At 34.5% G+C, this 23,285-nt stretch carries 28 protein-coding genes and 1 CRISPR repeat array; of the genes, 14 read left to right on the top strand and 14 right to left on the bottom strand.

The annotated features are described in order from the left end of the window. Window positions 1-1,603: 1,603 nt before the first annotated feature. Entirely contained in the window at window positions 1,604-3,154 is a 1,551-nt protein-coding gene (locus GWJ01_RS07610) for a methyl-accepting chemotaxis protein (protein ID WP_109402570.1), read from the bottom strand. 508 nt (window positions 3,155-3,662) lie between these two features. Between GWJ01_RS07610 and GWJ01_RS07605 the strand changes: the two genes are divergently transcribed. Next, the gene (locus GWJ01_RS07605) at window positions 3,663-4,244 is read left to right on the top strand and encodes a histidine phosphatase family protein (RefSeq protein ID WP_109392934.1); all 582 of its coding nucleotides are present in this window, start codon (window positions 3,663-3,665) and stop codon (window positions 4,242-4,244) included. Between the two features lie 115 nt (window positions 4,245-4,359). Next, on the top strand, window positions 4,360-5,247 hold the full coding sequence (locus tag GWJ01_RS07600) for a PhzF family phenazine biosynthesis protein (RefSeq protein WP_109392935.1): 888 nt from the start codon (window positions 4,360-4,362) through the stop codon (window positions 5,245-5,247). A 125-nt stretch (window positions 5,248-5,372) separates the two neighbouring features. On the opposite strand, the gene GWJ01_RS07595 is transcribed toward GWJ01_RS07600, so the two are convergent. Then, window positions 5,373-6,287 (bottom strand): LysR family transcriptional regulator, encoded by a 915-nt coding sequence (locus GWJ01_RS07595; protein WP_161710940.1) that lies wholly within the window; start codon window positions 6,285-6,287, stop codon window positions 5,373-5,375. 112 nt (window positions 6,288-6,399) lie between these two features. Here GWJ01_RS07595 and GWJ01_RS07590 point away from each other — a divergent pair, with 112 nt between their 5' ends. Together GWJ01_RS07590 and GWJ01_RS07585 are read left to right on the top strand one after the other, a co-directional pair. Next, complete coding sequence (locus tag GWJ01_RS07590; RefSeq protein WP_227003185.1) at window positions 6,400-7,245, top strand: HARLDQ motif MBL-fold protein; 846 nt, start codon at window positions 6,400-6,402, stop codon at window positions 7,243-7,245. 25 nt (window positions 7,246-7,270) lie between these two features. Next, window positions 7,271-8,059: a MipA/OmpV family protein gene (locus GWJ01_RS07585; protein WP_109402567.1), complete on the top strand. Its 789-nt coding sequence runs from the start codon at window positions 7,271-7,273 to the stop codon at window positions 8,057-8,059. Between the two features lie 416 nt (window positions 8,060-8,475). On the opposite strand, the gene GWJ01_RS07580 is transcribed toward GWJ01_RS07585, so the two are convergent. Next, window positions 8,476-8,850 carry an autotransporter outer membrane beta-barrel domain-containing protein gene (locus GWJ01_RS07580; protein WP_337247767.1) on the bottom strand — a complete coding sequence of 125 codons (375 nt, stop codon included), beginning with the start codon at window positions 8,848-8,850 and terminating at the stop codon, window positions 8,476-8,478. A 316-nt stretch (window positions 8,851-9,166) separates the two neighbouring features. Between GWJ01_RS07580 and GWJ01_RS07575 the strand changes: the two genes are divergently transcribed. The 3 genes from GWJ01_RS07575 (at window position 9,167) to GWJ01_RS07565 (ending at window position 12,407) form a co-directional block, all read left to right on the top strand. After that, window positions 9,167-9,835 carry a hypothetical protein gene (locus tag GWJ01_RS07575; RefSeq protein ID WP_231135699.1) on the top strand — a complete coding sequence of 223 codons (669 nt, stop codon included), beginning with the start codon at window positions 9,167-9,169 and terminating at the stop codon, window positions 9,833-9,835. 291 nt (window positions 9,836-10,126) lie between these two features. Then, window positions 10,127-10,394: a CRISPR direct-repeat array (repeat unit 28 nt; unit sequence GTTCACTGCCGCATAGGCAGCTTAGAAA). A gap of 332 nt (window positions 10,395-10,726) precedes the next feature. Next, on the top strand, window positions 10,727-10,867 hold the full coding sequence (locus tag GWJ01_RS07570) for a hypothetical protein (protein WP_161710939.1): 141 nt from the start codon (window positions 10,727-10,729) through the stop codon (window positions 10,865-10,867). Then, on the top strand, window positions 10,833-12,407 hold the full coding sequence (locus tag GWJ01_RS07565) for a colicin-like pore-forming protein (protein ID WP_161710938.1): 1,575 nt from the start codon (window positions 10,833-10,835) through the stop codon (window positions 12,405-12,407). The genes GWJ01_RS07570 and GWJ01_RS07565 overlap by 35 nt, the downstream gene beginning before the upstream one ends. Before the next feature lie 26 nt (window positions 12,408-12,433). On the opposite strand, the gene GWJ01_RS07560 is transcribed toward GWJ01_RS07565, so the two are convergent. The 9 genes from GWJ01_RS07560 to GWJ01_RS07520 all read right to left on the bottom strand — a co-directional run bounded on the left by GWJ01_RS07560 (window position 12,434) and on the right by GWJ01_RS07520 (window position 18,022). After that, window positions 12,434-12,769 (bottom strand): colicin E1 family microcin immunity protein, encoded by a 336-nt coding sequence (locus GWJ01_RS07560; RefSeq protein ID WP_161710937.1) that lies wholly within the window; start codon window positions 12,767-12,769, stop codon window positions 12,434-12,436. 669 nt (window positions 12,770-13,438) lie between these two features. Next, window positions 13,439-14,620: an Arm DNA-binding domain-containing protein gene (locus GWJ01_RS07555; RefSeq protein ID WP_161710936.1), complete on the bottom strand. Its 1,182-nt coding sequence runs from the start codon at window positions 14,618-14,620 to the stop codon at window positions 13,439-13,441. 217 nt (window positions 14,621-14,837) lie between these two features. After that, window positions 14,838-15,293: an SAM-dependent methyltransferase gene (locus tag GWJ01_RS07550; RefSeq protein ID WP_442956557.1), complete on the bottom strand. Its 456-nt coding sequence runs from the start codon at window positions 15,291-15,293 to the stop codon at window positions 14,838-14,840. A gap of 1 nt (window position 15,294) precedes the next feature. Beyond that, window positions 15,295-15,666, bottom strand: a complete 372-nt coding sequence (locus GWJ01_RS07545) for a phage protein NinX family protein (protein WP_161710935.1) — start codon at window positions 15,664-15,666, stop codon at window positions 15,295-15,297. Beyond that, entirely contained in the window at window positions 15,659-15,832 is a 174-nt protein-coding gene (locus GWJ01_RS07540) for a hypothetical protein (RefSeq protein ID WP_161710934.1), read from the bottom strand. Before GWJ01_RS07540 ends, GWJ01_RS07545 begins: the two co-directional genes overlap by 8 nt. Window positions 15,833-15,900: 68 nt before the next feature. After that, on the bottom strand, window positions 15,901-16,533 hold the full coding sequence (locus tag GWJ01_RS07535) for a hypothetical protein (protein ID WP_161710933.1): 633 nt from the start codon (window positions 16,531-16,533) through the stop codon (window positions 15,901-15,903). Between the two features lies 1 nt (window position 16,534). Next, a complete protein-coding gene (locus GWJ01_RS07530) occupies window positions 16,535-16,990 on the bottom strand; it encodes a hypothetical protein (protein ID WP_161710932.1) in 456 nt (151 codons plus the stop codon). Between the two features lie 8 nt (window positions 16,991-16,998). Continuing rightward, a complete protein-coding gene (ssb, locus tag GWJ01_RS07525; protein WP_161710931.1) occupies window positions 16,999-17,496 on the bottom strand; it encodes a single-stranded DNA-binding protein in 498 nt (165 codons plus the stop codon). Further along, window positions 17,489-18,022 (bottom strand): HD family hydrolase, encoded by a 534-nt coding sequence (locus tag GWJ01_RS07520; RefSeq protein ID WP_161710930.1) that lies wholly within the window; start codon window positions 18,020-18,022, stop codon window positions 17,489-17,491. Before GWJ01_RS07520 ends, ssb begins: the two co-directional genes overlap by 8 nt. A gap of 177 nt (window positions 18,023-18,199) precedes the next feature. Between GWJ01_RS07520 and GWJ01_RS19035 the strand changes: the two genes are divergently transcribed. Continuing rightward, on the top strand, window positions 18,200-18,664 hold the full coding sequence (locus GWJ01_RS19035; RefSeq protein WP_442956556.1) for an ECs1072 family phage-associated protein: 465 nt from the start codon (window positions 18,200-18,202) through the stop codon (window positions 18,662-18,664). A 499-nt stretch (window positions 18,665-19,163) separates the two neighbouring features. Here GWJ01_RS19035 and GWJ01_RS07510 read toward each other — a convergent pair whose 3' ends face one another. Then, window positions 19,164-19,367 carry a hypothetical protein gene (locus GWJ01_RS07510; protein WP_161710928.1) on the bottom strand — a complete coding sequence of 68 codons (204 nt, stop codon included), beginning with the start codon at window positions 19,365-19,367 and terminating at the stop codon, window positions 19,164-19,166. A 109-nt stretch (window positions 19,368-19,476) separates the two neighbouring features. Continuing rightward, window positions 19,477-20,124, bottom strand: a complete 648-nt coding sequence (locus tag GWJ01_RS07505; RefSeq protein ID WP_135022259.1) for a LexA family protein — start codon at window positions 20,122-20,124, stop codon at window positions 19,477-19,479. Between the two features lie 105 nt (window positions 20,125-20,229). Between GWJ01_RS07505 and GWJ01_RS07500 the strand changes: the two genes are divergently transcribed. The 6 genes from GWJ01_RS07500 to GWJ01_RS07475 all read left to right on the top strand — a co-directional run. Then, a complete protein-coding gene (locus GWJ01_RS07500) occupies window positions 20,230-20,424 on the top strand; it encodes a Cro/CI family transcriptional regulator (protein ID WP_135022261.1) in 195 nt (64 codons plus the stop codon). 38 nt (window positions 20,425-20,462) lie between these two features. Beyond that, window positions 20,463-20,921, top strand: coding sequence for a YmfL family putative regulatory protein (locus GWJ01_RS07495; RefSeq protein WP_161710927.1), 459 nt, complete (start codon window positions 20,463-20,465; stop codon window positions 20,919-20,921). A gap of 88 nt (window positions 20,922-21,009) precedes the next feature. Continuing rightward, complete coding sequence (locus tag GWJ01_RS07490; protein ID WP_109395845.1) at window positions 21,010-21,189, top strand: hypothetical protein; 180 nt, start codon at window positions 21,010-21,012, stop codon at window positions 21,187-21,189. Next, the gene (locus GWJ01_RS07485; RefSeq protein ID WP_099660103.1) at window positions 21,179-21,358 is read left to right on the top strand and encodes a DUF4222 domain-containing protein; all 180 of its coding nucleotides are present in this window, start codon (window positions 21,179-21,181) and stop codon (window positions 21,356-21,358) included. The genes GWJ01_RS07490 and GWJ01_RS07485 overlap by 11 nt, the downstream gene beginning before the upstream one ends. Window positions 21,359-21,367: 9 nt before the next feature. Then, on the top strand, window positions 21,368-22,486 hold the full coding sequence (locus GWJ01_RS07480; RefSeq protein ID WP_036904900.1) for a hypothetical protein: 1,119 nt from the start codon (window positions 21,368-21,370) through the stop codon (window positions 22,484-22,486). Beyond that, on the top strand, window positions 22,486-23,285 hold an 800-nt coding region (locus GWJ01_RS07475; RefSeq protein ID WP_161710926.1), incomplete at its 3' end, for a phosphoadenosine phosphosulfate reductase domain-containing protein. The genes GWJ01_RS07480 and GWJ01_RS07475, both read left to right, overlap by 1 nt.

The raw sequence follows: 23,285 nt of genomic DNA, 5'->3' as shown, positions 1-23,285 counted from the left end.
CGATAAAATATAATTTTATTTTTCGTTCTAATGTGTAAATATTTTTACCTATTATATAAATTATAATTAATTATTATTGGTTTCTTTTTTTATTCCTTAATTTGGTAATTTTAATTATACAAAATTAATATTTTTATATTAAATGTTTAAATAAATAACAATATAAATTTATCATCAATGATTGACTTCTTTTGAGCTCTAGAGTCGTGAAATTGCTAGGTTTGTCGCTAATATTAATTGTAATACAAATCAGGTAGATAATGAAAATATAATGAGTGAGATAAATAGTAAATGAGAATGCTTCTTTCTAATTTTATGCGACTAAAGGTATAGGTAAAGTGATCTTGATCGTATCGATAAAAATGAAAAGTTTATTTTTGTTCTTTTTTATACTTCAGAAAGTGTGAAATAAATTATTTCTAATGATAGAAAAATATTTATTTAATGATATTTGTTACCTTTTTTAAAGTGTTTAAGTTGATTGTTATAGAACAAAGATAGGTTGTGAAATATTTTTGAAGTTACAGCCTCATTTTTCGATGAGATATTAATTTCACTTTAAAAATTGTCATACAAATATAGGAGAAAAAAAGTGATTAAAAAGTGAATTGGTAGATAATTATTTTTGTTTTAACTACGTAATAATCTCTAGCGAAATGTTTTCTTTAGTGTGTGGATGTATTGCTGTCTCTTTTTAACTCTATAATCTTGCCTCACAATAAGTGGCATTATCCCCAGATTATTATGGGAACATTAATAGTGAAAAGATTATTTTCATCATTAAATAGCCCTGTTTTGATAACGGAAATCAGCGATTATGTTAGCGATGTTTTAGGATTTAACATTTGACGCTTGCCATTACCTCTGAAATAAGTTGGCAAATACAAACAGTTTGTCTGATATTGGTAAAATTGTTTACATTTTATTACCGAGGTTGTTACAGATAAAAAAAAGAACCAAAGTGTGAGCTAGGTTCCTTTTTTTAGTGTGTACGAATAGGGGGGTAAAGAGTAAGCCAAGCTTTTTTGTGACTCTCTTTTGACTTTAAATTGAGAAAAAACCAGTAATAAACCAATAATTCCAACTAAGGTCGCGCTTAAATTGACAATGTTATAACTGTACTTTAAAGCAATTCAGCAATAACGGCCCCAATAGCATTACCTAAATTAAATGCACCAATATTCACTGATGAGATTAAACCTGGAGCATTGTTTGATATTCCTGAAGGGGTATCATCAAATAGTGGTGAGACACTAAGACGCTTATGTATTAATGGTGAAGGTATTGCTTGTTTATCCGATTTTATACTGACAGAGGATCTTCAATAGGGATGGGGGGGCGAATTATTCCGCGAGAAATTACACCCAGTATCTTTGGCATTTAGTGCAGTTTATTATAATGATAGAGTGGTAAGTCAACGCATTCGAGTATTTATTGATAGTTTTGCGGATTATCTATCTGGTACTTTAAAATTGTAGCTAGGATAATACTTGCAATTTGTCTGACTGTATTATAGTCACATCGTTAACCAGCGGCCTTATTTTTAAGGCCACTCTTTTATCTTATTGAGTGGCCTTGATATATAAATGAATTAAAGAGTGCACTAGGCGCGACGGATCTGGAAATAATTCACTAATTTATTCAGATTAAGTGCTTGTTCATTAAGTGAACTTGCAGCAGCCACGGATTCTTCTACTAATCCTGCATTTTGTTGCGTTGTTGAATCAAGCTGACTGATAGCATTATTGATTTGTGATATACCATCGCTTTGCTCATTACTTGCTTGCCCAATTTCTCGTAATAATGCGCTGATCTCTTCAACATCGGTGATCATTTTTTGGATTTGTGAGCCAGCTTGCTCAACTAATTCCATGCCTTCTTGTGTTTGAGTTGATGAATTATCGATAAGAGTGCGTATATCATTAGCGGAGTCTGCACTTTTTTGTGCCAGCAATCTGACTTCACCAGCAACAACGGCAAAACCTTTACCGTGTTCACCTGCTCTAGCGGCTTCAACAGCAGCATTTAGTGCAAGAATATTCGTTTGGAATGCAATGGCATCAATTAAGTTAATAATATCTGTCATTTGAGATGATGAGCTATTAATTGCTCTCATTTTTTCTGTCAGCTGGAGCATCATTTCGCCATTATGGTGCACAGCGATTTCAGTTTTTTCAGCGACATTAATTGCATCAAGAGTATGCTCTGCAGTATTTTTAACCGTTGATGTCATTTGCTCCATTGAGCTTGCGGTTTCTTCTACGGAGGTTGCTTGTTCTTCTGTTCTTGCCGCTAAGTTTTGGCTACCAGCAGTAATTTGCTCTGCTGCTGACGAAATATTTTCAGCGCCGTTTTGTACATTTTGCACAACATCTAATAGGTGCATTTTCATTTCTGCAAGGGCTCGTAATAATATCCCTGCTTCATCATGATAATCAGTCTTCACTTCTTGTGTTAAATCGCCATTTGCAATGGCTTTTGCAAAGTTGATTGCCTTCTCTAATGGGAGAGTAATACCTTTAGTAATAAACCAGCCTAAAATACTGCCCACAACAATACTGACAAGAGTTAATAATACTAAAAATATTCTTTTTTCAATAAAGTCACTTTCAACTGCGTTGCCTGCTTCTTCCATCTTTTTATTTTGTAATTCGATAAACTCTAATATTTTATCGCGATACCTTAACTGAATAGCGGAAGTTTTCGTGATCAGTTCATTGACTGCGGCGTGTCTGTTATTTTCATTAAATGCCTTCACAACAAAGTTTTGAGAGGTTATATATTGCTGACGAATATCATAAACCTCAGCTAAGATTTTTTTTGACTCAGCATCGTGTGTGGTTTCATCTAATTCTTTCAGCAATTGTGCAACTTTAGCGGTGATCTCTGCTTTTTTGCTCTCTTGCTCAGCCGCTAAACTTCCTTGCTCATCAAGCATAGTGAGTTGCTGGAATATAATAAATTCATTGAAATTATTAATCAGTAAATTGGCTTTGACTGTGGCTGGATAGATATCATCAACGACATTATGAATATCTTGATTCGCACTGTTTAAACCCATTAATGCGAAACCGGAACCCAACATAATTAACATCACAAAAGTTGTAAATGCGATAGTTAACTTTGTACGAATTTTAAAGTTTTTAAAGAACATGCTTAACCCTGGATAAATAATAATTAATAAGTATTGGTAACTTATTGAAGAACAAACAGTATCGGTAAGCAGTGACAGAACTTTAGTCATTAAACCAAATAAAGGGAGATAAAAAGGCTTGCATTGATTTTTAACACACTATTTTTATTGTGAAAAAGAGATCTCCTCCCTTTTTTTATCTAAATGTGCTTAGTACTTAAGTTTCATTCAACTTTATAAAACTAAACAAAAAGTAATTAAAAATTAAAGAGATCCTTTATTTTCCGTTAACAATTGTTTGATCGATTTTAATATTTGTTAATTAATCTTGAGGGGTTTAGAAGGTAGAATAAAGGTAAAAGAGATTATAATAGTGGCTAAATGTACGCTATCTAAGACTCGCTCACCTCTGAAATGCTTTTGGTTATGATAGACTGGATGACTTAAAACAGGTGAGTTTATGGTTACTGTTAGATGTGTTTTAACACTCCATATTTCTTATACTCAATCGACTTAAAGGTAACGCTGTATGCGCAGTGTATTTATATTTTTGAGCATATTTATTTTAGGATTTAGTCATATGGCGTATTCCGATCAAACACTTGTCTTTATAAGACATGGTGAAAAACCTGATAATGATAGTGGGCAACTGACCTGTAAAGGATTAAATAGAGCATTGGCGCTACCTGATGTGCTTATAAATCAATTTGGCAAACCTGATGCATTATTCGCTGCTGCGCCTAAACAAAGTAAATTAGGTAATTCATTACGTTCACTTCAAACAATTACTCCTCTCGCCATTAAAACCTCATTGCCTATCCATCTTCAATATCATGCTAAAGAGATAAAAGAATTACGCGAAGATCTGCTTAGTCAGCAATATGAAAATTCAGTTATTTTTATTGCATGGGAGCACGATAATTTAGTTAAAGTTGCACGAGATATCATGAAACAAGAGGGTGGAGATCCTAAATTAATCCCTAAATGGAAAAATAGTGATTTTGATAGTATCTATATCTTAAAGATTATCCGAGAGGATGGTAAGAAAAGCGTCATATTTGAACAAAGACCGCAAGGGTTAGATAGTGTATCGGAAGTTTACCCTAATTAGTGAGCATCTTATCTAATACTAAAAAACAAGATATTTAAATAGAGTTAGACCAGATAGAGTTAGAACACTTTTTTACACACAGACTTAATGCTATTTGAAGCAATGCGAGAAATATATGCAAAATGAAGTTATACGCTCAGTAGAGCACGAGATCAAAGTACACCTTGTAAACTCATTTACTAAAAATAATAAAGGTGGCAATCCTGCTGGCGTAGTACTTAATCCCCCTCAATTAAGCAATGAACAGAAAATGGCTATTGCTAAAGAAGTCGGCTTTTCTGAAACGGCCTTTGTTTATCAAGGCGAAGAGACTGATTTTAAGGTTGATTTTTTCACTCCAGAAGGAGAAGTTGATTTCTGTGGTCATGCTACATTAGCCGTCTTTTTCACTTTATCTTCACTCAACTTATTGGCTTCTGGTCATTACACACAAAAAACGAAAGCAGGTATTTTAAGCGTAGCGATTGATACTGAAAATGTCGTTATGGAGCAAACACTACCCATTTCACGACAAGCTCCAAGTGTTGACGCTGTGGCTGCTGCGTTGGGAATAAATCGCGAAGTTATCTTAGAAACCGGTTTGCCCATTGAAATATTTTCAACGGGATTATCCGATATTTTGATCCCCGTGCAATTTGGGCAATTAGATATGCTAAAGCCTAATTTTGATACAATAGCAAATCTAAGTCGTGAATTTAATACTATCGGTTTTCATGTTTTCGAGCTTAGCCAAGATAAAGAAACTGCTGCACATTGTCGCAACTTTGCACCTTTATATGGTATCAATGAAGAGTCTGCAACAGGGAGTTCTAGTGGCGCTTTAGGCTGTTATCTTGTTAAGTATGTTTTCCCTCATAAAACCCATTTTCTATTAGAGCAAGGGCGTGCAATGCAATGTTCCTCTCTTATTCAGGTTATTATTGATTCAACGGAAAATACGATCAGTCGAGTGAGAGTGGGCGGAAAAGCGACAATGATAGGTTCGAAAATTATTACTCTTTAAATTACTTGCGGTATTTTATATCAAGTTATTCCTAATAGGCTCTAGTATCAAAGCTAGGGCCCTTACCTAATAAATTTTATCCACTCGTATATAGATATTTCTTTTGTAAAAATGTCTACACGCCGTTATTGGTTAGTAGGTTTATAGTACATAGCAATTTTTGATTTAATTGATGATATAATTTTTTTCTTCCACGGTAGCATTGATTTTCTATTCATCATAAATAAATTGCCTATAGCAAGACTATCAACAAGTTTAATTTTATAAACAGTATGTTTGAACGGTTGATTTTCTAGCCACGGTTCAGGCACAACAGCTATATATGGGCAACTATTAATAGCGGGTATAACTTGTGCGTATTCAGGACATTTAAATCCGATTGTTCTAAATAATCCTCTTCTACGCAATTGCCTATCAAGTTCATTATCATCTTGAGACCAAGGTAAACAATAGACATGTTTATAAGAAACCAATTGTTCAAGACTAAAATCGTCAATATCTTTTAAAGAGGATCTTAATGGTTCTCCATAAATAATTATGAGCCTACTTGTTCCTATAGTTTCAAATTTTAAAGACGATACTGGGTTTTGATCTCCGCCAACAGCAAAGACTAAATCTACAGTACCATCAAGCACTTCTTCTCGCCAAGAGCGGCGTTGATATGGAATACACTCAGCATAAAAGTCCAACTCAAAAGAGAGTTTAGATAGTGTTGGGGTAATAATATCCATTAAAGCTGGGGGGCAAACCACCTTAAAATTTCTTGAGCCATCAAATGTATCGGTAAATAGATCATCATTTAGAGAAATAAAAAGAGGAACCAATTTTGCTTTTAGCGTTAAAGCAAATGGTGTGGGGACTTGAATATTATTTTCTCGTTTAAATAAAGGATCACCCAGTGTTAAGCGTAGTCTACTTAATGCATGACTTACCGCTGATGGTGAAACTCCTAGTTTATGAGCCGCTTCTTTCGTACTTCCTGTCAAAAGCAATGCATAGAGCACTTTGAGGAGATTAAAATCAAATTGAGCTAGATTCATTTTGTCTCTTTATAAATGAGCAGGATTCAATTTATTTATACTATTATCTCGGCTTAATGACAAACAAATGATGGTATATATGAAAAAGCTAACATTAATTGCATTGCTTTATATGCAAGGATTGGTTACGCCAATCGCAGTCCATGCATCGCTGCATCCTGAACAACCTTTATCAACAGCACCACCCAAAAGTATATTTAAACAATGGGCTAAACCTATAGCACCTTTTAAAATAGCGCCTCAAGTTTGGTATGTGGGAACAAAAAACTTAACTTCGATATTGATCACCACAGAGGAAGGTCATGTTCTTATTGATGCTGGTTTAAGTGAAAGCGCAGAATTAATCCAAAGTAATATTGAAAAATTAGGTTTTAATATTAAGGATGTTAAATATATTCTTAATAGCCATGCAAGATTAGATCAGGCTGGTGGTATAAGAAAGCTAAAGGAAATAAGTGGTGCCAGTGTTATTTCGAATACAATAAATGCAGAACAATTAGCGTTAGGTGGTGCTAATGACTTTGCTTTAGGTAATGCATTATTATTTCCTCCAGTGAAGGTGGATCTAATATTAAATGATAATGAATCTTTTGAGCTTTCTGGGGTTGTTTTTACTGCTTTACTAACGCCTGGGCATTTGCCAGGAAGTACTTCCTGGAAAGTTAAATTAAATAATAATGACATACTTATTTATGCGGATAGTTTAGCAACACCGGGATATTACTTGGTTAATAACCTTAATTATCCAGATATTGTTAGTGATCTTCATTACAGCTACCAAATATTAAATAATCAAGAAGTGGATATATTTATTGCTAGTAAAGGAGACCGATTTAATTTATTGGATAAAATAAAAAATTTAAATAATGGGGACGAAAAAGCGTTTTATGACGCTAACGGTCTTAAGTTATATGTCGAAAAATCAAGAGTGTCCTTAATAAGTCAATTAAATAAATAATTTTTTAATAAAGAATGGAATATATATGTCATTTAAATATTTAATCCCCATTTTTGGTGTTTTTCTGTGCTCGAATTCTTATGCTGGTGAGTTAAAAATAGGTGCAGGTATTGGCATGTCTTCGCCATACGAAGGATCGGATAAGTATATTTTAATTCCAGATGCTATGTTGCAATATACAACAGAAACAAATAGTTTTGGTCTATTCAGTATAGGTACTAGTGGCGCGAGGTGGCAATTTAATCTTTTTGATAATATTCATATTGCACTACTTGGAACGTATATGCAGGGGCGTAAGGAAGAAATCGGCTTCTCTAGTGATAAAAACGAAGACTTAAAAGGAATGGGAGATCTTAAAGGAGCCGCAGGTGCAGGTGTTGAACTGAGTTATAGTATTGTAGGGCATTCTTTTTATATAAATTCACTGACCGCACTTGGCCATCGAGATTATGGTGGAAAAAATATTGATAATGCTACTCGGTTTGAACTTGGAATTAATTCACATTTTGAGATAAATAAAAATTGGTCTATTGACTCTAATATATCTACAAGATATATAAACAAAAATTACAGTCAGGCTTATTTTGGTGTCACGGAAAAGCAGTCACTTAATTCTGATTACTCTATTTATACACCAAACTCTGGAATTAAAGATGCCGGTGTTTTAATTGGAGTGAATTATAAAATAAGCGAAAGACTCTTTGTTAATCTAAAATCAGGTGGTTATTATTTGTTTGGTGATATGGCAGATAGTCCAATTACAAAACAAAAATATGGATTAGTAAATATAATCGGCCTATCATATGTTTTTTAAAAATTATGAAAATAAACACTAAATACTTTTTATTTATATCTATGTTTATATTAAATGGGTGTGTTGTTGGCCCTGGTTGGTATAAGGAAGGCATAAGTTATGAAAATTCTCAAAATATATTAGCAAAATGTAAGTATGATATTGGTATTGCCAAAGTAAGTTCAAATGAAAAGCCAGAGCTAATAGCTGAGTGTATGAAATCTCAAGGATACAGATACAAAAATTATTCACATAGTTATTAGTTAAATGTTTTTTGTTAATAAAAATAGGTGTTGGTTTATAGTATCTTTTCCATGTTTATATTAATGATTACCTATTTTCTATAAATTGAATAAAAATCAGTCCATATAAATTAAAGCGGTTTGTATCGATACGGATACAAACCGCTTAATTATAGATAAGGATACGATAAAAAATTAATACATATATTTAATACCAAATACTTCCTGTGCATCGCTATAACCAGGATCCCCGATCTGTTGAGAGACGTTTCCCCATAAATTTAGATTTTTATTGATCTGACCTTCAATACCAATTTTCACTTCCCCGACATTGCGGTTTCCGGTGACATTAAACTGTTTACCATCCATTTTCACGCCATATTGTTTACTGTTATAAATCCAGTTTGTTTCCACAAAAGGTTCGAAATTACGATCTTTATCTTCATTGATAGCATTATGATCATATAGGTACGCCCTTAATTCCAAGCGTGTGCGGATATTATTTTCTCCACTGCTACTTATCTGGGTTCTGTTGGCTTCGGTATGATCATTGGTGGTGTATTTCCCTATCTTAAAGTATTTATGTGCAGTGATTGGTTAGTTGATTTTTTATTATTACGTTGTCATTTTAAAGAAAGGTGGCAATAGAATGAAGGTTAATAAATTATAAATGATGACTAAATTTTTAACTTATCTCTTCGTTAAAATATTTTCGATAATGTAGATGGCAGAAATTAAAATTACGTAGTTTATAGTATTTACTAAGCGTTGTTTATTTTTAGGATTTAGTTATATGGCGTACTCAGATTAAATGGCTAGTATGTTATAGATGGGTATTCACTTATAAGATTAATAATTTTTTGCTTTGAATAAAAGGATTTTCTCTATGTTTAAAAGATATAATATCAAATTAACTATGATTAGATTAATAAGTATTTCACTTGTTTGTTCTATGCTATCTGGTTGTTTATCATTTGGTTTATTATATACTACTGGCCGTGATCCTGATTATCATAAATCTAATTGGGGTTCAGATACTATTATCGCTCTTTCGTTAGCGAATGATATTAATGGAAATACTGGGTGGGTATTTGTTGGGGAAAATTTTGACTACTTACTGAGTAGTGGCGGTGATAATATCGTAAGTATGTTGAAAGATCCGGTTATATTCCGAGACAAAATTATCGTTGAACAACAAGCTCAATTTGTTATTGATCCAAAAAGAAAAGAGTTTTCAGGAAGAATGGAACTTAATTATCGTTGGACTGAAGAAAAGGATAAAATGGCAATCATAAAATACGGCTTTTCATGTAATGATAATACAAAGATGTGTTCAGCATTGATACAAAATTTAGTCGGTACTATACATAAAAAAAATAAAGAGCAAGATATAACCTATTTAATGCAATTCTATCATCCATTCAAAGTTGAGTTTTACCAATATAAGCAGGAGTTTTTTGGTCCAAGATCTGCTCGAGTCTTACTGCCAGTAACATTAGCGTTAGATATCGTGACATTACCTTTGCAGTTTCTTTTTGTAGGGCATAGAAGGTAGTTGATTAACCATTGTTGTAGCTGGAGCTTGTATCGACCTATAACAAATTGAATTTGCAATTGAGTAATATCAGCATATTTTCTTGCTATAGGTCGAGTCAGAAAGAAAAAAGAAAGCAGATTGTTGTACTTTAGTTTTAATATAAATATTCAATGCTTAACCCTTTTATTTTTTATTCTTTAAAAATTGCAATAAAAACAATATTCTATACATTGACATTTTTAATAAGGTAAAAATAGTTAAACGTTGCTAACACCTTGCTTTAGCTTGTTTTTTCACGATAATGCTATTGTTCACTGCCGCATAGGCAGCTTAGAAATGTCTGCGAAATCTCGAACAAGTTTACTCCTCGTTCACTGCCGCATAGGCAGCTTAGAAAGTAATAAAAATAAGCGTTCAAAAATTGGCTTAGTTCACTGCCGCATAGGCAGCTTAGAAATTTTCGCCCTTATATAATAACCGCGTGTTAATGTTCACTGCCGCATAGGCAGCTTAGAAAAGACGGAACATTAACGCCAAGCGTTAGAAAAAGTTCACTGCCGCATAGGCAGCTTAGAAACAACCAAAAAAAAACTGAATCATTTTCAATTGTTCACTGCCTCATGGACGTTTTATTTCCGTTCGTGTACAGATGCCAGAGCAATCAATCTATAATGTGCGAATGCGTGATATGGAAGAAGCGCAGAAAGTGGAAGAGAAAGAAAATCAGGACACCAATAGCGCACCAGAAATCAGTAAATAATCAAATATATTTAATTCAAGGAAGAATTAAATACTAATGATAACCATTCCGAACGTGGCCGAAATAAGACAATTGTATTACGATTATTACTGATTGCACTGTATTTGCATACAGTGATTGTGTGCTATTAAATATAAAAAGGAATTTAAATGATTGTAACAAGAGCTAATGTTGATCAGTACCCTGATCTTCCTGAATACATTATTCGAGACATAAAGCAAAATGGTACTGTTTATGACACTACAGGAGGTGCTGATGAAAATGGGAGCTGGGGGTTGGGTTGTAAATAATGGAGTAGATAAGTTAATTGTGGCGCCGGCTAAATCAGATTATTTTCCATGGTCAAAAATACCTACTAACAATGACAGTAATAAAGATAAACACCCGTTTCCTAATATGGGTAATGATGGGTCATCACCTTTTAATCCAAATACTAAATTTAAAGTAAACAAACCACAAAAGCCTGTTATTATTTCTAGTAATAATAAGAAACTAACTAATAGCTCAAATAATAGAGAATTAGCTACCAATAAAGGTGTAATGCATTTTAATGGTGTTGTTATTGAGCAACTCGAAACATTTAAAAAGAAATATTTTCTTACAAAAGAAGCTGTTAATTTAGTTCAAGATAAATTGGTAGAGTCTGTTATTAGTTTATACAGTAAAGAAAATAGTATTGATGATAATAGTGTAAACTCTGTAAAATTTATGGAATTTAGTGAATTTGATAATAATTCATTCAATGAGTTTGATCTTATGTCTACTATTCTTGCAGAAAACTTAATTAATAATCCTGACTTAATGTCTAGCAAACTTAATGAAATTGCAAAAAACAACGGTACAGTTAATGTTAATGTAAGAATGGCTGTAATTAAAGAAAATAATAAAGCGAGTGTAGCGTTAGTTAGAACCGATGGTGTATTGGTAACGAAAGAAGTACCTGTGTATCCAGCCAATTATATTGGCAATGGCTATCTTATGGATATTAAAAATTTGGGAGTAGAATATGCGCTTTTACCAGTAGATTCTTATAGTGGACTTGGTTTACAAGGGAATATTATTCAAAAATATTCAAATGAAAATAAAAAGTTCTCATATCCAGAAAAAGTAGAATTACCTAATAAAGTAGAAAGTAAAAGGATAGAAGCATCATATCCACATCAATTTAATGATGCAATTATTGTGTTTCCTAGAAATTCAAATTTACCACCTTTATATGCTTATTCGGGTTTTCCTGCAATTAAACTTAAGGATAAAGATCCGCGCCCTCAGCAAGAGCAAGAATTTAATGAAATCAAAGATAGCGTGAAATTCACAATTTCATTTTACGAAAAAGCAACACAGGAATTTGGTAAAAAGGCAGCGCAATTATCTAGAGAGTTAGCCGAACAATCTAAAGGGAAAATAATCAGAAATGTAGAAGATGCTTTACGTACATATGAGAAATATGGGCAGAATATTAATAATAAAATTAATGCTAAAGATCGAGCCGCAATTATAAAAGCATTAGAATCTATTGATGCAAAACAATTAGCTTCAAACCTAGGTAAATTTAGTAAAGGGCTTGGATATACCAACCACGCTATTAATGCAGTGGAATTACTTGTTGAATTTAAAAATGCAGTTAAAACGGGAAATTGGCGTCCATTTTTTGTTAAAGCAACTTCAATTACTGTTGGCCTAACTGCGGTGGCATTGACGGCCTTTGCCTTTAGTTTAATTATAGGCGGACCTGTTGGAATTTTAGGGTATGCCCTAATCATCTCAACAATAGGTGCCTTGATTGATGATGCATTGGTTGAAAAAGTTAGTGGTGCGATCTGTATTTAATATGTAGGAAAATAGGATAATCGGTTTTAATTGGTTATCCTATTTTTTGTGAAATATATAGCTAGATATATCATGCTAAATGGAATTGAAAATATAAAACAAAATAAGTGGTATAGAGCTACTCCACCATGCTTAGCCGGAGTATTAATAAATAACCCAGTATTCCAGAATTTTTTTGTTGTATATTTTAATGCGAAATTTTCGATAAGAATTTTGGAGAAAGGAAAAAGAATAGCACTAGGTATACTTAAAGTTAGCATTAATACACCTTCAACAGTGTGATCGTTATAATTAAGATAAACCATCACCAACATCATAAAATAACCCCAAAACATGTTATTTATATAGTATTTTTTAGTCATATCTAGACCCTAATATGTAACGAGCACTAACATATAAATCATTATTTTAATGGTAATAATTCTTATTTTCAATATTTTTTATTGTTTCTATTTTAGCCAATTTCACCGGTTACCCATTCAAGATTGTCGGGTTTAAATAATTCTATTATCTCTTTTTTGCGTGAGGTCATTTTCATTTTTAATATTCCTTATTGTGGGTTACATCTATCCGACAATAAGGAGCTAGAGGGAGATATAAATAAAAGAGGCTGTCTTCTAGTATGTTGAGTAAGGGAATTAGATGATATGCATATTATTTCAAAATTAATGAATTAATATTGTTCTAGAGTTCTTCTTAATGTAGAGATTGAAAGAAATAATTTATTACACTTTGTTACAAATAGAAAACCCTAAGGAGTTACCCTTAGGGTTCTTTATTCAAATGCACGTGCATTTCGCGTGCACTTTCAAGTCCTTTTGTTGTCAGTGTGTAGTCTTGGTGATTTCGCTAACTTCTTGTTTTTGAAATCGTTGTCCTATCACTGACCCACCAAATTTGGTGGAGCTGGCGGGAGTTGAACCCGCATCTGTAATTCTATAAACATCTGTTTTATATGTTTAATATTTTATTTTATTTTCTTGCGTGTCAAATACGGCTCTTTTGTAGTCATATTGCTGTCATTACGCTGTTCACTTATTGCTTACTTTTGATTTTATATTTGTATTGCCGTCATACTCAGATAAGTATGATCCATAGTGTCTAAATAACATTTCAGGCCCTTTATGACCCATTTGATTTGCTAACCAAAATAGGTTTGCCCCTTGACTGATATGCATTGTCGCAAATGTATGTCGGGTTTGATAAGGGTTACGATATCTAACACCAGCCTTTCTTAATGTCGGTACCCACGCTTTTTTCCTAATTGCATCAGCACCAGCCCATGCTTTGTTGTTCTTAGGATCTTCAAAAATCACATCACCTTTCATAAAGGTCAGCGCTTTTTGCTCTTGCAGTGCAAACATAGCCTGGTCATTTAATTCAATTTTTCTATTCCCTGATCTTGTTTTTGTTCCTTTAATAACTCCAACAACACTTGCTGAATTTACATGAGCAATTTTATTTAGGAAATCTATATCACTCCATTTTATCGCACATAATTCAGAACTTCTCATTCCTGTATTAAATGCAAATCTAAATAAATTCTTCCACTGAGGCTCTTTTGATGATTCAAGTAGTGCATTAATCTCCTTAGGAGAAAAGGGATCTACAATATACTCATTATCGTTACTTTCATTTTTATCAGATTGGTATCTTGAAGCTGTAACTAAGTTAACTGGGTTCATTGTAATTAAACCATCAGTAACCGCTTCATCTATCGAACTTCTTAAAAAAGACAGTTGGTTTCTAATTGTTTTTAACGATGTAGATTGAGACTGTATCCAATTTTTAAGCATTGCTGGTGTTAATTCAGAGACGGAAACACTATGCAATTTTTTTAAAGCTGTCTTGCATTTTTTGTAGCCATTAATTGTTGAAGGGGATAAGCCTCTAGTTTCACATATTGATAAGTATTCCGTGAGATAATCCTCTATATTACGCCCAGCTTTTCTACTACCAAATAATTTTATTTTTGATGAGTTAGGGAAGTATTCAACATAAGAAAATGTGCCTTTTTCTATTTTGTTATATATTTCACCTATTAGTCTTTCTGCGTATTTAATATTCTTCGCTGAAATTTCTAAGTTTGAAAGGGGTTCTCTGCATCTCACCCCTTTATATGTAAAAGCTATATTGATTGTTTCTCCTACACTATGTTTTCTAATTACAACTCCCCTAGGGAGGCATGTTGCATCTTGTTTTTTCGTGCCCATTTGTTCACCTCGGTTACATCAATCCAGCGCTCCTTGGAGCCTTCCACTTTTAAAACCTGAACTCCCTCATGCCAGAATTGTCTTTGTAACCGTTTATTTATTGCGTCAGGTGATTCACCAAATAGCTTGCAATACATAGAAATCGGTATGCATTCAAAGTACATAATTTCTCTCCACACTGTCCGTACACAGTTTAGTTAATGCTGGTGGTAATTATTTACTGATTTCCTTTATAGAACGCCATCCAATGTGTTTTATCGTTTTTCCCTACACGCTGAACGGCAGTTGGTTTTTCATTGGTTAAAGCTAATATTTGTTTAACTGGTATTTGAGTTTCATTCCACTTAAACAATAAGGTTCCATTTGGCTTTAACACACGAAATGCTTCAGTAAATCCTTTTTTTAAATCTTCTTTCCATGAGTCTTTATTTAACGAACCATATTTTTTAAACATCCAGCTATTTTTACCAACTCTAATTAAATGAGGAGGATCAAATAGCACCTGATAAAATGCATTATTAGGAAATGGAAGATTTTTAAAATCAGAGATAACATCCGGTGTTATATTTAAAATTCTTCCGTCACATAAAATATGTTCTTCGGCTCTAATATCATTAAATAAAACACGGTCATCTTGTTTATCAAAATAAAACATACGAGAGCCACAACACATATCAAGTATTGGCTTCACGTTCAGCATCCTTAATCATTAAGTAAACTTCCATAGCAAGACGATAAATAGTCTTGCTATTCTTCAATGAGTCAGAGGCTATTGGTTTTTTAAAATCATATAGCGTGTATGCACTATGGTGTTCACATAATTCTAGATTTTCATTAACGCCATTCAATAAATCAATATTATTTTTAATAATAATTGGCATTGCATCGACTGGATAATTACACGGATTAAATTTCTGAGTCTGCCCATTATTAAACTTTCTAAAAATAGTTTGCTCTTTTTCAAAGTAAACATATCTATTTTCAGTATTCATTTCTGCTATACGTTTATTAATCTCGAAATCAGATAGCTTGGTGTATTTATTCATCATACAATCCTGTTTGTTTGGCTGATAATTCAACATCATTGTGGAATGCAGTTAATCGATTAATTAAATCATCGGTTGGTTTGACGGTATTTAATAATTCTTTCCATAATTCAGTGCATCGAACTTGAAGTTTATTTCCAATATCTTCATTTCTAAGTCTTATCATCCCAACATCCTGAGCATCCCAATTAATACGATTAAGTAATTGATTAATTAGTTTTTGTTTACCCACATTTAAATCCTTTTAAACTCAATAACCCATACCCACGGATTATCTTCATATTTAAAGTTAGTAGGTGACACAGAATCCCAAAGATTACGAAACCAGCAAAACGGGTCCATACTACCGCCAATTAATTCACGTTCTAAAGGGTAGCCTTCAGCTTTAAACTCAGTATCTCCAGCATCTTTTAAACGCTCTACGCGAACATCAATAATTTCTAGTGTGATGCGTGAAGCCCAGCGAGGCATATGTAGAGATGGAGTCCAGCCAATCATTTCAGCACCATCCCAAGATGCACAATAAATACAATGCTCTGGAGTGCGATAGCATTCAGGTATCATGCTTAATTGTGAGTCTTTACATCCGTAAAACTCAACATCACCCCAAGTTCCATCGCGAGGAGCATCAGGCATCCATGTTTCACGAACCCAAAGGTGATCACCAGCTTTACCAAGGGGACATAAATTATATTTTGGAGCATCCAATACATGTGTAGTTGTGCCGCTTCTTGTTTTGGTCGGTTTCTTTAGCCATATTCCATTATCAGGCATTACATTTTTAACGATGCGACGAGTTTGAGTTTTACGCCCATCTAAAATGGCGCGCACCATTTCTGCATTAAAAATAATTCCGCGTTCTTTCATATCATCCACCTATACGCGTAGCTGTTCTAATACGCTGGTAGATTTCGTGTGCTTGAATTCTCTCTTCGCCGATATCGCAAGCGCAGAAATATTTATAAGCTGTTTTTTCAGCTTCTCGATGGGCTTTTGAAAACTGTTCTTTTAATTGATATTTTGAAGAGCGTAACCAACGGCAGACGGGGCCATCTTCACTTTCGTATATAGCTCCAATAAACCAGCCTTCACCAGGAGGTTCCGTTGGCATCCAAGCTGATACATTAGGGTTACCGTGAGTGAAATAGTTTTGGAAAACAGGTGTATTCTCTCCGACATCTTCACTCATATAAATACAGCGTTGCTCTAATTGGTTATCCGCTACCCACTGCATAATTTCATTACTATTTTCGGAATATGGCAGTTTTGAATGAGCCCAATAACCATTTTCATCATATTCTACAAATTCTGGAGTAATTGACATAAAGCCTCCTAAATCACATTAATTAAATGGCGTGGATACATCAGCCCAATCGGTGCGAATGGAATATCATCGTCAAAATCCATTGGTGGTTGACTACTCTGTGCTTGAGATTGAGCTGGTGGCTGATTTTGCTGTGCCGACTGTGACCCTGCTGATTTACTAGCACCACCTAGCATCTGCATCGAACCGCCAACTTTTACAACAATTTCTGTTGTATAGCGTTTAACACCGTTATCATCCCATTCGCGCGTTTGTAGTTGGCCCTCAATATAAATTTGAGAGCCTTTGCACAAATAGCCACTGGCGATATCTGCGAGTTTTCCAAACAGAACGACACGGTGCCATTCTGTCTTTTCTCGGTTGTCACCCGTTTGTTTATCTCGCCATTTTTCACTTGTGGCCACAGCTAAATTGGCAACAGCACCACCAGAAGGCAGGTAGCGAATTTCAGGATCGCGCCCTAAATTGCCAATAAGAATTACTTTGTTTACTGATCCGTTAGCCATTTTCAGTTCCCTTATAAAGTTCATTAAAACGGCGGAGGAATAAGGCTTTTGCTTGTGGCGGTGTTAGTGGGTTAACAACAAAATCACTTGCTGGAATACCTTCAAGCATTAACCAGTTACTGTCTACATCAATTTCTAAATCACGCTTTTCTGTGGCTAGCATCATTAAGTCAGCAAAATGAACTGCATCAGATATAGATTCAGGTAGTCCAAACTTTTTGCGGATCATCTTTTCTACACGTAATTCAATTAATTTATATTCAGGCAATAGCTTTTTAAGTGGTGATGACAGGTCTTTGACATAAGCTTCGCTGGCATCATGAAGTAGGGCTTCTAAAGCATATTTAGGTGCAACTAAATAACTTGCATATACCGAGTGCTGAGCAACAGAATAGAAATTATCAATCTGTCCATTAAAGCGACATTCATTAGCAAGGCCATTGGCAATATCTTGAATATCTATATCTTCGAGCCGTACATCTAGATAATAGAAATGTTTATTTGTTGCTGTTGCAATATAAGACATTATTCTCTCCACACAACTTTTAGGTAATAAGAATTCCTCTCGAATTAATCGAGATTAAATTTCCCTGGTGTTGCTAATAAAAATGGATTCACACTTCAAATATTGTGCCTGATTATTTTGCCACCTCAGGCGGTGGTGGTATTCTTGGAAGTTCCTACACAACCAAGAGAATTTATTATGCGTATATCAAGAATTGCTAGACTATTTGAAAAAATACAAATGAAAACATTTCCTGCTTATAAAGCAATATATGGAAACGATAATTCTAAAGCTGGCGATAAAGATAGTGCTAAAATACATGCCTACATGTTGTTAGTTCTTGAAATTTATATTGCAACATATAAAGAAAAAATAGATTTAACCAAATTGCCATTCGTTAAGTTTGTTGGTGACTCTGCTTTAAGGCACTCGATTCTAACTGAATATAAGTATTCAATGGATCAAATTAACTCTCTTTCACTTCCACAAATGGTTTTTCTTCTTTTGAAATATTTATCCCCTGATAATTTTTGTGAAACAGTTCGTGATTATTTAAATGAGATAAAATTGAACCCAAATCATTCGAATATTGATTGGAGTCTAAAAATAAACTGGAATTTGGGTGATGGTGCAGATTATTTATTAGGCTTTGATGCTGAATAACTGCACCAGCTTCTTCTAGTATGCGATTTAAAATATTCTTTGAATTTGTTATTACATGTCTGATTGCGATCAGCTTATCATGCTCATGGCTCAACCAATCAATTAATGATAACAAATCGAGATTGCCTGTATATATAAAAGGTTCATTGCTATAGGGTGACTTTTGTTGCCCTCCATTTTCACAATCAGATGATAAGCCAAGTTCTTCATTGCTAAATTGGCGAGCGTCTAGATTATCTGAATCTTTTTTATCGATTATGATTTGAGAAGTAAAGCCAGAACTAAGAAGCTTTGCATTATCACCAGCTAACGTTTCAATTACTGAATGCAAAAATGACAGTGCACTAATTACATTTCCATTATTTGCATCATAAAAAGAAACTGGAGTGCCGTTTATAACAAGCTCAATTACTTTTTTTTGTTTATCAGTTTTCTCACTCATAACTAATTTCCCTCCACACAATTGTTTCTCTTCACACGTTCTCTTCACACATAAAAATCATTTTCTTTGGGTCTGAATAGCACTTTTATTTGCGTACTCTGCTATTTCAGTATCCAGTTTTGCTAGTTTATCCACCAGCTCTTCACGTTCTGCATTTAACTCACTGAGGGTTCTGATAGACGATAGTTTCTCTTCCATCCAATCAACAATATCTGCCTCAGTGAAATTAGCTGGCGGTATGATTACTGGTTCAGTTGTCATAAGTATTCTCAATAACTATTTAGTATAGATATTAGTAAACTTACATTTTAAGTCAAGAAAAAAATATAAGTAATCTTACATTTCTTTCTTTTTTGTGAGGAGATTGGGATCAGTCTAGATTTATAATGACTTGTTTAACTTTACCAGCTATAACGCAGTCACCGTTTATTTGAATAGGGTTAAATTGTGGATTTAAAGGAGCTAAGTATTTGTTTGGTCCATCAATAATAAGTTTTTTAATAGTAGCTTCATCACTACCTTTTTGTTGTGCTATAACTATTTTTCCATTTATATCATCTAGATAACCATAATCAGGTTCAACTATAACCACTGCTCCTTCAGGAATACTCAACTCCCCGTTGTATGTAGTCATTGATTGACCTTTAACGATTAGTGCAAATGCTTTATCTGATAATTTTAAATTGGTATCAACATATTTGTAATCACTAGGATCTGATTCACAGTATGTTTCAGTCCATACTCCAGCCTGGACCCAACTAATGATAGGTATAGACTTATAAATAGCAGCTTGTAATTTAACATCATCCTCAGGAAGTCCTGTTCCGAACATTAACCATGTTGGATTACAATTCAAAACGGATGATAGTTTTAATAAACTTTCTGCAGATAAACCAGTGTTGTCACTTTCCCATTGAGTAACCGCTGACGCTGATATACCAACACGTTCAGCTATATCTTTTTGAGTCATTTTTAACTGTCGTCTACGCTGCTTTATTCTCTCTCCTACTGTTTCCATAGTTGGCCTCAAATTCACACTCGTCATGTAAGTAATCTTACATTTTATTGACATTAGTATCCTGCTACATTAAATTGTAAGTATGCTTACTTTATGGAGAGTGTAATGCTTAAAAGTTTAGTTTTAGAACATTTTGGGGGAACGGTAAAAACAGCTTCGGCACTTGGAGTTTCTCATAGCGCTGTTTGTCAATGGTCGCTTATTGTTCCTGAAAAACAAGCCTTGAAAATAGATAGATTAACTAAAGGAGCTCTTAAATACAGTCCCGAATTTTATACAAACAATAACAAAACCGTTTAAAGCAGTTAACTACAAGAATTTATCTATGGTGGTAGGAAATGAGTAACCAATCAATAAAACAGGTAGTGAAAGAAATGTGTGAGGCGACAGCTGGTGGGCGTGAGGCAATGGCTGGAGCACTTGGTCTGTCTTTAACATCATTCAACAACAAGCTTTATGAGAAAAACGGTTGTCGCTCATTTGATTTAAATGAGTTGTTAGCGATGCAAGATATTTCTAAGACCGTTTTATTTGCTGAATTTGTCGCTCGTGAATCAAATCGTTTACTCGTTGACAGAATTAGTCCTGCGGAACTGGATGAAACGGAATTGTTTGCACTGCGTAGTGGTGTTGACGAAATGCAGGGGCGTTTAGCGTTATTGATGAAAGATAGCTTGGCTGATGGCGTTATTGATAACGAAGAAGAGCAAAAGATAAAAATGATGTTGGATGGATTAATTTCACAGATCCGCACATTTATGAATGCGTTTGTTTCGTTACATCAAAAGAGAAATTAAAGATGGCTATATCCAGAAAGGGTGAAGCCAACGATGTACGGTCGCTGGCTTCGGTTTGCAAATTTCAATTGTGTGAAGAGAAATTAGCATGAGTAGATTATCAAACTTAGCATGCCGTACGCAAGTACGGGCTTCAATGCGTGATGGTCGTTTTGTCTATGAAATTAAAGTACCAGAAGGCTATGAAGAAACAAACTACCAATTTATGCGTTGGCTTGTAGATGATTTCAATTCAAAACATGGTTTAAGGGCGGGCAATGAACAATGAGAACCCAAACCAACTTGATCGCTACTACAAAAATCACAGGGGTATCGTTGTTCATGTTGTTCGTTATGACAGAGAAAAACAGCGCGTCATTTTTATGCTTGATGGTTGTGACGATCCACAATGTGAACCCTTGCAACGATTTAAAGAAAAATACACAAGAGTTAAGTGAGGCGTTGCTATGACGACTATTTTTGATGTTGTGCAAGCCATGTCAGGGCAGAAAAACGTCATTGTTATACCTGTTCCCTATTTAGATTTTTTCAAAGGTGATCAGCAAGCTCATGCCTTGTCTGCAATTTTAAATCAACTTGTCTTCTGGTCTGGTGTTTCATCAAGTGCTGATGATGGCTGGTTCTATAAAAGCCATGAAGAGCTGGCAGAAGAAATTCACGGACTTTCTGGTGAAGAGCAAGCTCGACGCCTCGTTGATAAATTACGTAAAAAATATTTCCCTGGTGTGATTGAAACCAAAACAAAAAAGGTCAATGGCACGCCAGTTACTCACTACAAGATAGATGGAAATAAACTTATCTCTATGATTTTCCCGTCTATTTCTGAAACGTCGAAAGTGAGGAATGGAAACGTCGAAAGTGAGGAATCGGAACGTCGAAACTGCGGAATGGAAACCGCAGAAATGCAGAATCATGGAAACGTCGAAAGTGAGGAATCCTATCTTTATACAGATCTTAACTCAGATAGAAACTTACAGATCACTAAAGACCCTTCGTCGCAGAATTCTAACGAATCCAGCGACCAGCCGAAAAATGATTTTTTAACTCGTTATCCAGAAGCAGTGATTTACAGCACTAATTTCCAGAAATGGGGTGATGAAGGTGATTTGAAAACGGCAAAATGGATGTTTGGTCGTGTTAAAAAACTGAATCCATCTGCGCTAGAGCCTACTTGGTATGACTGGGCGAACGATATTCGTTTGATGCGTCAAATCGATGGGCGGACTCATGAGCAAATTTGTGCGTTGTTCGACTGGGCCAACAAAGATTCATTCTGGCACCAAAACATTTTAAGTCCTCGTAAGTTACGTAAACACTTTGATGAGCTGATCGTTCGTAGTCAAAAACCAAAGGATGAGCCAAAGGTTCAAGTTGATACCGTTGAACGTGACAGTGCATTCTCACGCTTAATTGGTTCTCGTTCTAAACCTCAAAACCGTATTGAAGAAATTGCGCTTGAACTAGCAGGTAAGACAGGTATTCGCCGTATGAGTGAGTTTTCTGGTCGCCAAGCATGGAACAGTATTTGGAAGCAAGCGACTGAAATGTCACAGGAGGCTCAGTAATGATCCACGTATCTAGCTTTTCTGGTGGTCGTTCTTCTGCATTCATGGTTCATTTGCTTGAACAAAAAGCGGCTAAAGAAAACTTCACGATTAAACATGTGTTTATGGATACAGGTGCTGAACACCCTAAAACTTATGAGTTTATTCGTAATGTTGCTAAACACTGGAATATTGACCTCGTTTGCTTGCGTTTGGTTATTGATCCAGAGCTTGGAAAAGCTAATACCTACAAAGTTATTTCAGTAGATGAAATCGGGCATGACCTACAACCGTGGATAGATGCTTGTAGTAAATACGGTACTCCTTATGTTCATGGTGCTTTTTGTACTCGAACGATGAAAACAGAGGTATTTACTCGCTATTGCAAAGAAACTTTTGGTGAATATCACACATGGATAGGAATTAGGGCTGATGAGCCAAAACGTTTAAAAATTAGAGATGATGTTTCCTATTTAGCGGATATTAGTGACTTTGAAAAACAAGATATTCTGGGTTGGTGGAGTGAGCAACCTTTCGATCTAGATTTACCTGAACATTTAGGAAACTGCGTTTTTTGCATCAAAAAGAGTATTAATAAAATCGCTCTTGCAACGCGTGATGAGCCAGAGCTTGCAGAGCAATTTCTCAAAGTTATTACTGATAAATCTATTCATATTGTCGAACGCAGACAGCAAGAAAAGAAGATTATGTATCGTGGTAATAATTCACTTGAAAGCATCATTGCTATGTTTTCAGATCACTCCCGTGATGATATTGCAAAAACAATTCGGGGTAATGGCGGTTATGACTCCGGTTCATG

Source organism: Proteus sp. G2618, assembly GCF_009915995.1.
GTDB classification, from domain to species: domain Bacteria; phylum Pseudomonadota; class Gammaproteobacteria; order Enterobacterales; family Enterobacteriaceae; genus Proteus; species Proteus terrae.
Note: the sequence above shows the minus strand (reverse complement) of the source record. Positions and strands in the feature narration are given on the sequence as shown.

Excerpts from the sequence above, each read along its gene's own strand:
- GWJ01_RS07610 (WP_109402570.1), bottom strand. The coding sequence starts at position 3,154 with ATGTTCTTTAAAAACTTTAAAATTCGTACAAAGTTAACTATCGCATTT.
- GWJ01_RS07605 (WP_109392934.1), top strand. The coding sequence starts at position 3,663 with ATGCGCAGTGTATTTATATTTTTGAGCATATTTATTTTAGGATTTAGT.
- GWJ01_RS07600 (WP_109392935.1), top strand. The coding sequence starts at position 4,360 with ATGCAAAATGAAGTTATACGCTCAGTAGAGCACGAGATCAAAGTACAC.
- GWJ01_RS07595 (WP_161710940.1), bottom strand. The coding sequence starts at position 6,287 with ATGAATCTAGCTCAATTTGATTTTAATCTCCTCAAAGTGCTCTATGCA.
- GWJ01_RS07590 (WP_227003185.1), top strand. The coding sequence starts at position 6,400 with ATGCAAGGATTGGTTACGCCAATCGCAGTCCATGCATCGCTGCATCCT.
- GWJ01_RS07585 (WP_109402567.1), top strand. The coding sequence starts at position 7,271 with ATGTCATTTAAATATTTAATCCCCATTTTTGGTGTTTTTCTGTGCTCG.
- GWJ01_RS07575 (WP_231135699.1), top strand. The coding sequence starts at position 9,167 with ATGTTTAAAAGATATAATATCAAATTAACTATGATTAGATTAATAAGT.
- GWJ01_RS07570 (WP_161710939.1), top strand. The coding sequence starts at position 10,727 with ATGATTGTAACAAGAGCTAATGTTGATCAGTACCCTGATCTTCCTGAA.
- GWJ01_RS07565 (WP_161710938.1), top strand. The coding sequence starts at position 10,833 with ATGAAAATGGGAGCTGGGGGTTGGGTTGTAAATAATGGAGTAGATAAG.
- GWJ01_RS07560 (WP_161710937.1), bottom strand. The coding sequence starts at position 12,769 with ATGACTAAAAAATACTATATAAATAACATGTTTTGGGGTTATTTTATG.
- GWJ01_RS07555 (WP_161710936.1), bottom strand. The coding sequence starts at position 14,620 with ATGGGCACGAAAAAACAAGATGCAACATGCCTCCCTAGGGGAGTTGTA.
- GWJ01_RS07550 (WP_442956557.1), bottom strand. The coding sequence starts at position 15,293 with ATGTGTTGTGGCTCTCGTATGTTTTATTTTGATAAACAAGATGACCGT.
- GWJ01_RS07545 (WP_161710935.1), bottom strand. The coding sequence starts at position 15,666 with ATGAATAAATACACCAAGCTATCTGATTTCGAGATTAATAAACGTATA.
- GWJ01_RS07540 (WP_161710934.1), bottom strand. The coding sequence starts at position 15,832 with ATGATAAGACTTAGAAATGAAGATATTGGAAATAAACTTCAAGTTCGA.
- GWJ01_RS07535 (WP_161710933.1), bottom strand. The coding sequence starts at position 16,533 with ATGAAAGAACGCGGAATTATTTTTAATGCAGAAATGGTGCGCGCCATT.
- GWJ01_RS07530 (WP_161710932.1), bottom strand. The coding sequence starts at position 16,990 with ATGTCAATTACTCCAGAATTTGTAGAATATGATGAAAATGGTTATTGG.
- ssb (WP_161710931.1), bottom strand. The coding sequence starts at position 17,496 with ATGGCTAACGGATCAGTAAACAAAGTAATTCTTATTGGCAATTTAGGG.
- GWJ01_RS07520 (WP_161710930.1), bottom strand. The coding sequence starts at position 18,022 with ATGTCTTATATTGCAACAGCAACAAATAAACATTTCTATTATCTAGAT.
- GWJ01_RS19035 (WP_442956556.1), top strand. The coding sequence starts at position 18,200 with ATGCGTATATCAAGAATTGCTAGACTATTTGAAAAAATACAAATGAAA.
- GWJ01_RS07510 (WP_161710928.1), bottom strand. The coding sequence starts at position 19,367 with ATGACAACTGAACCAGTAATCATACCGCCAGCTAATTTCACTGAGGCA.
- GWJ01_RS07505 (WP_135022259.1), bottom strand. The coding sequence starts at position 20,124 with ATGGAAACAGTAGGAGAGAGAATAAAGCAGCGTAGACGACAGTTAAAA.
- GWJ01_RS07500 (WP_135022261.1), top strand. The coding sequence starts at position 20,230 with ATGCTTAAAAGTTTAGTTTTAGAACATTTTGGGGGAACGGTAAAAACA.
- GWJ01_RS07495 (WP_161710927.1), top strand. The coding sequence starts at position 20,463 with ATGAGTAACCAATCAATAAAACAGGTAGTGAAAGAAATGTGTGAGGCG.
- GWJ01_RS07490 (WP_109395845.1), top strand. The coding sequence starts at position 21,010 with ATGAGTAGATTATCAAACTTAGCATGCCGTACGCAAGTACGGGCTTCA.
- GWJ01_RS07485 (WP_099660103.1), top strand. The coding sequence starts at position 21,179 with ATGAACAATGAGAACCCAAACCAACTTGATCGCTACTACAAAAATCAC.
- GWJ01_RS07480 (WP_036904900.1), top strand. The coding sequence starts at position 21,368 with ATGACGACTATTTTTGATGTTGTGCAAGCCATGTCAGGGCAGAAAAAC.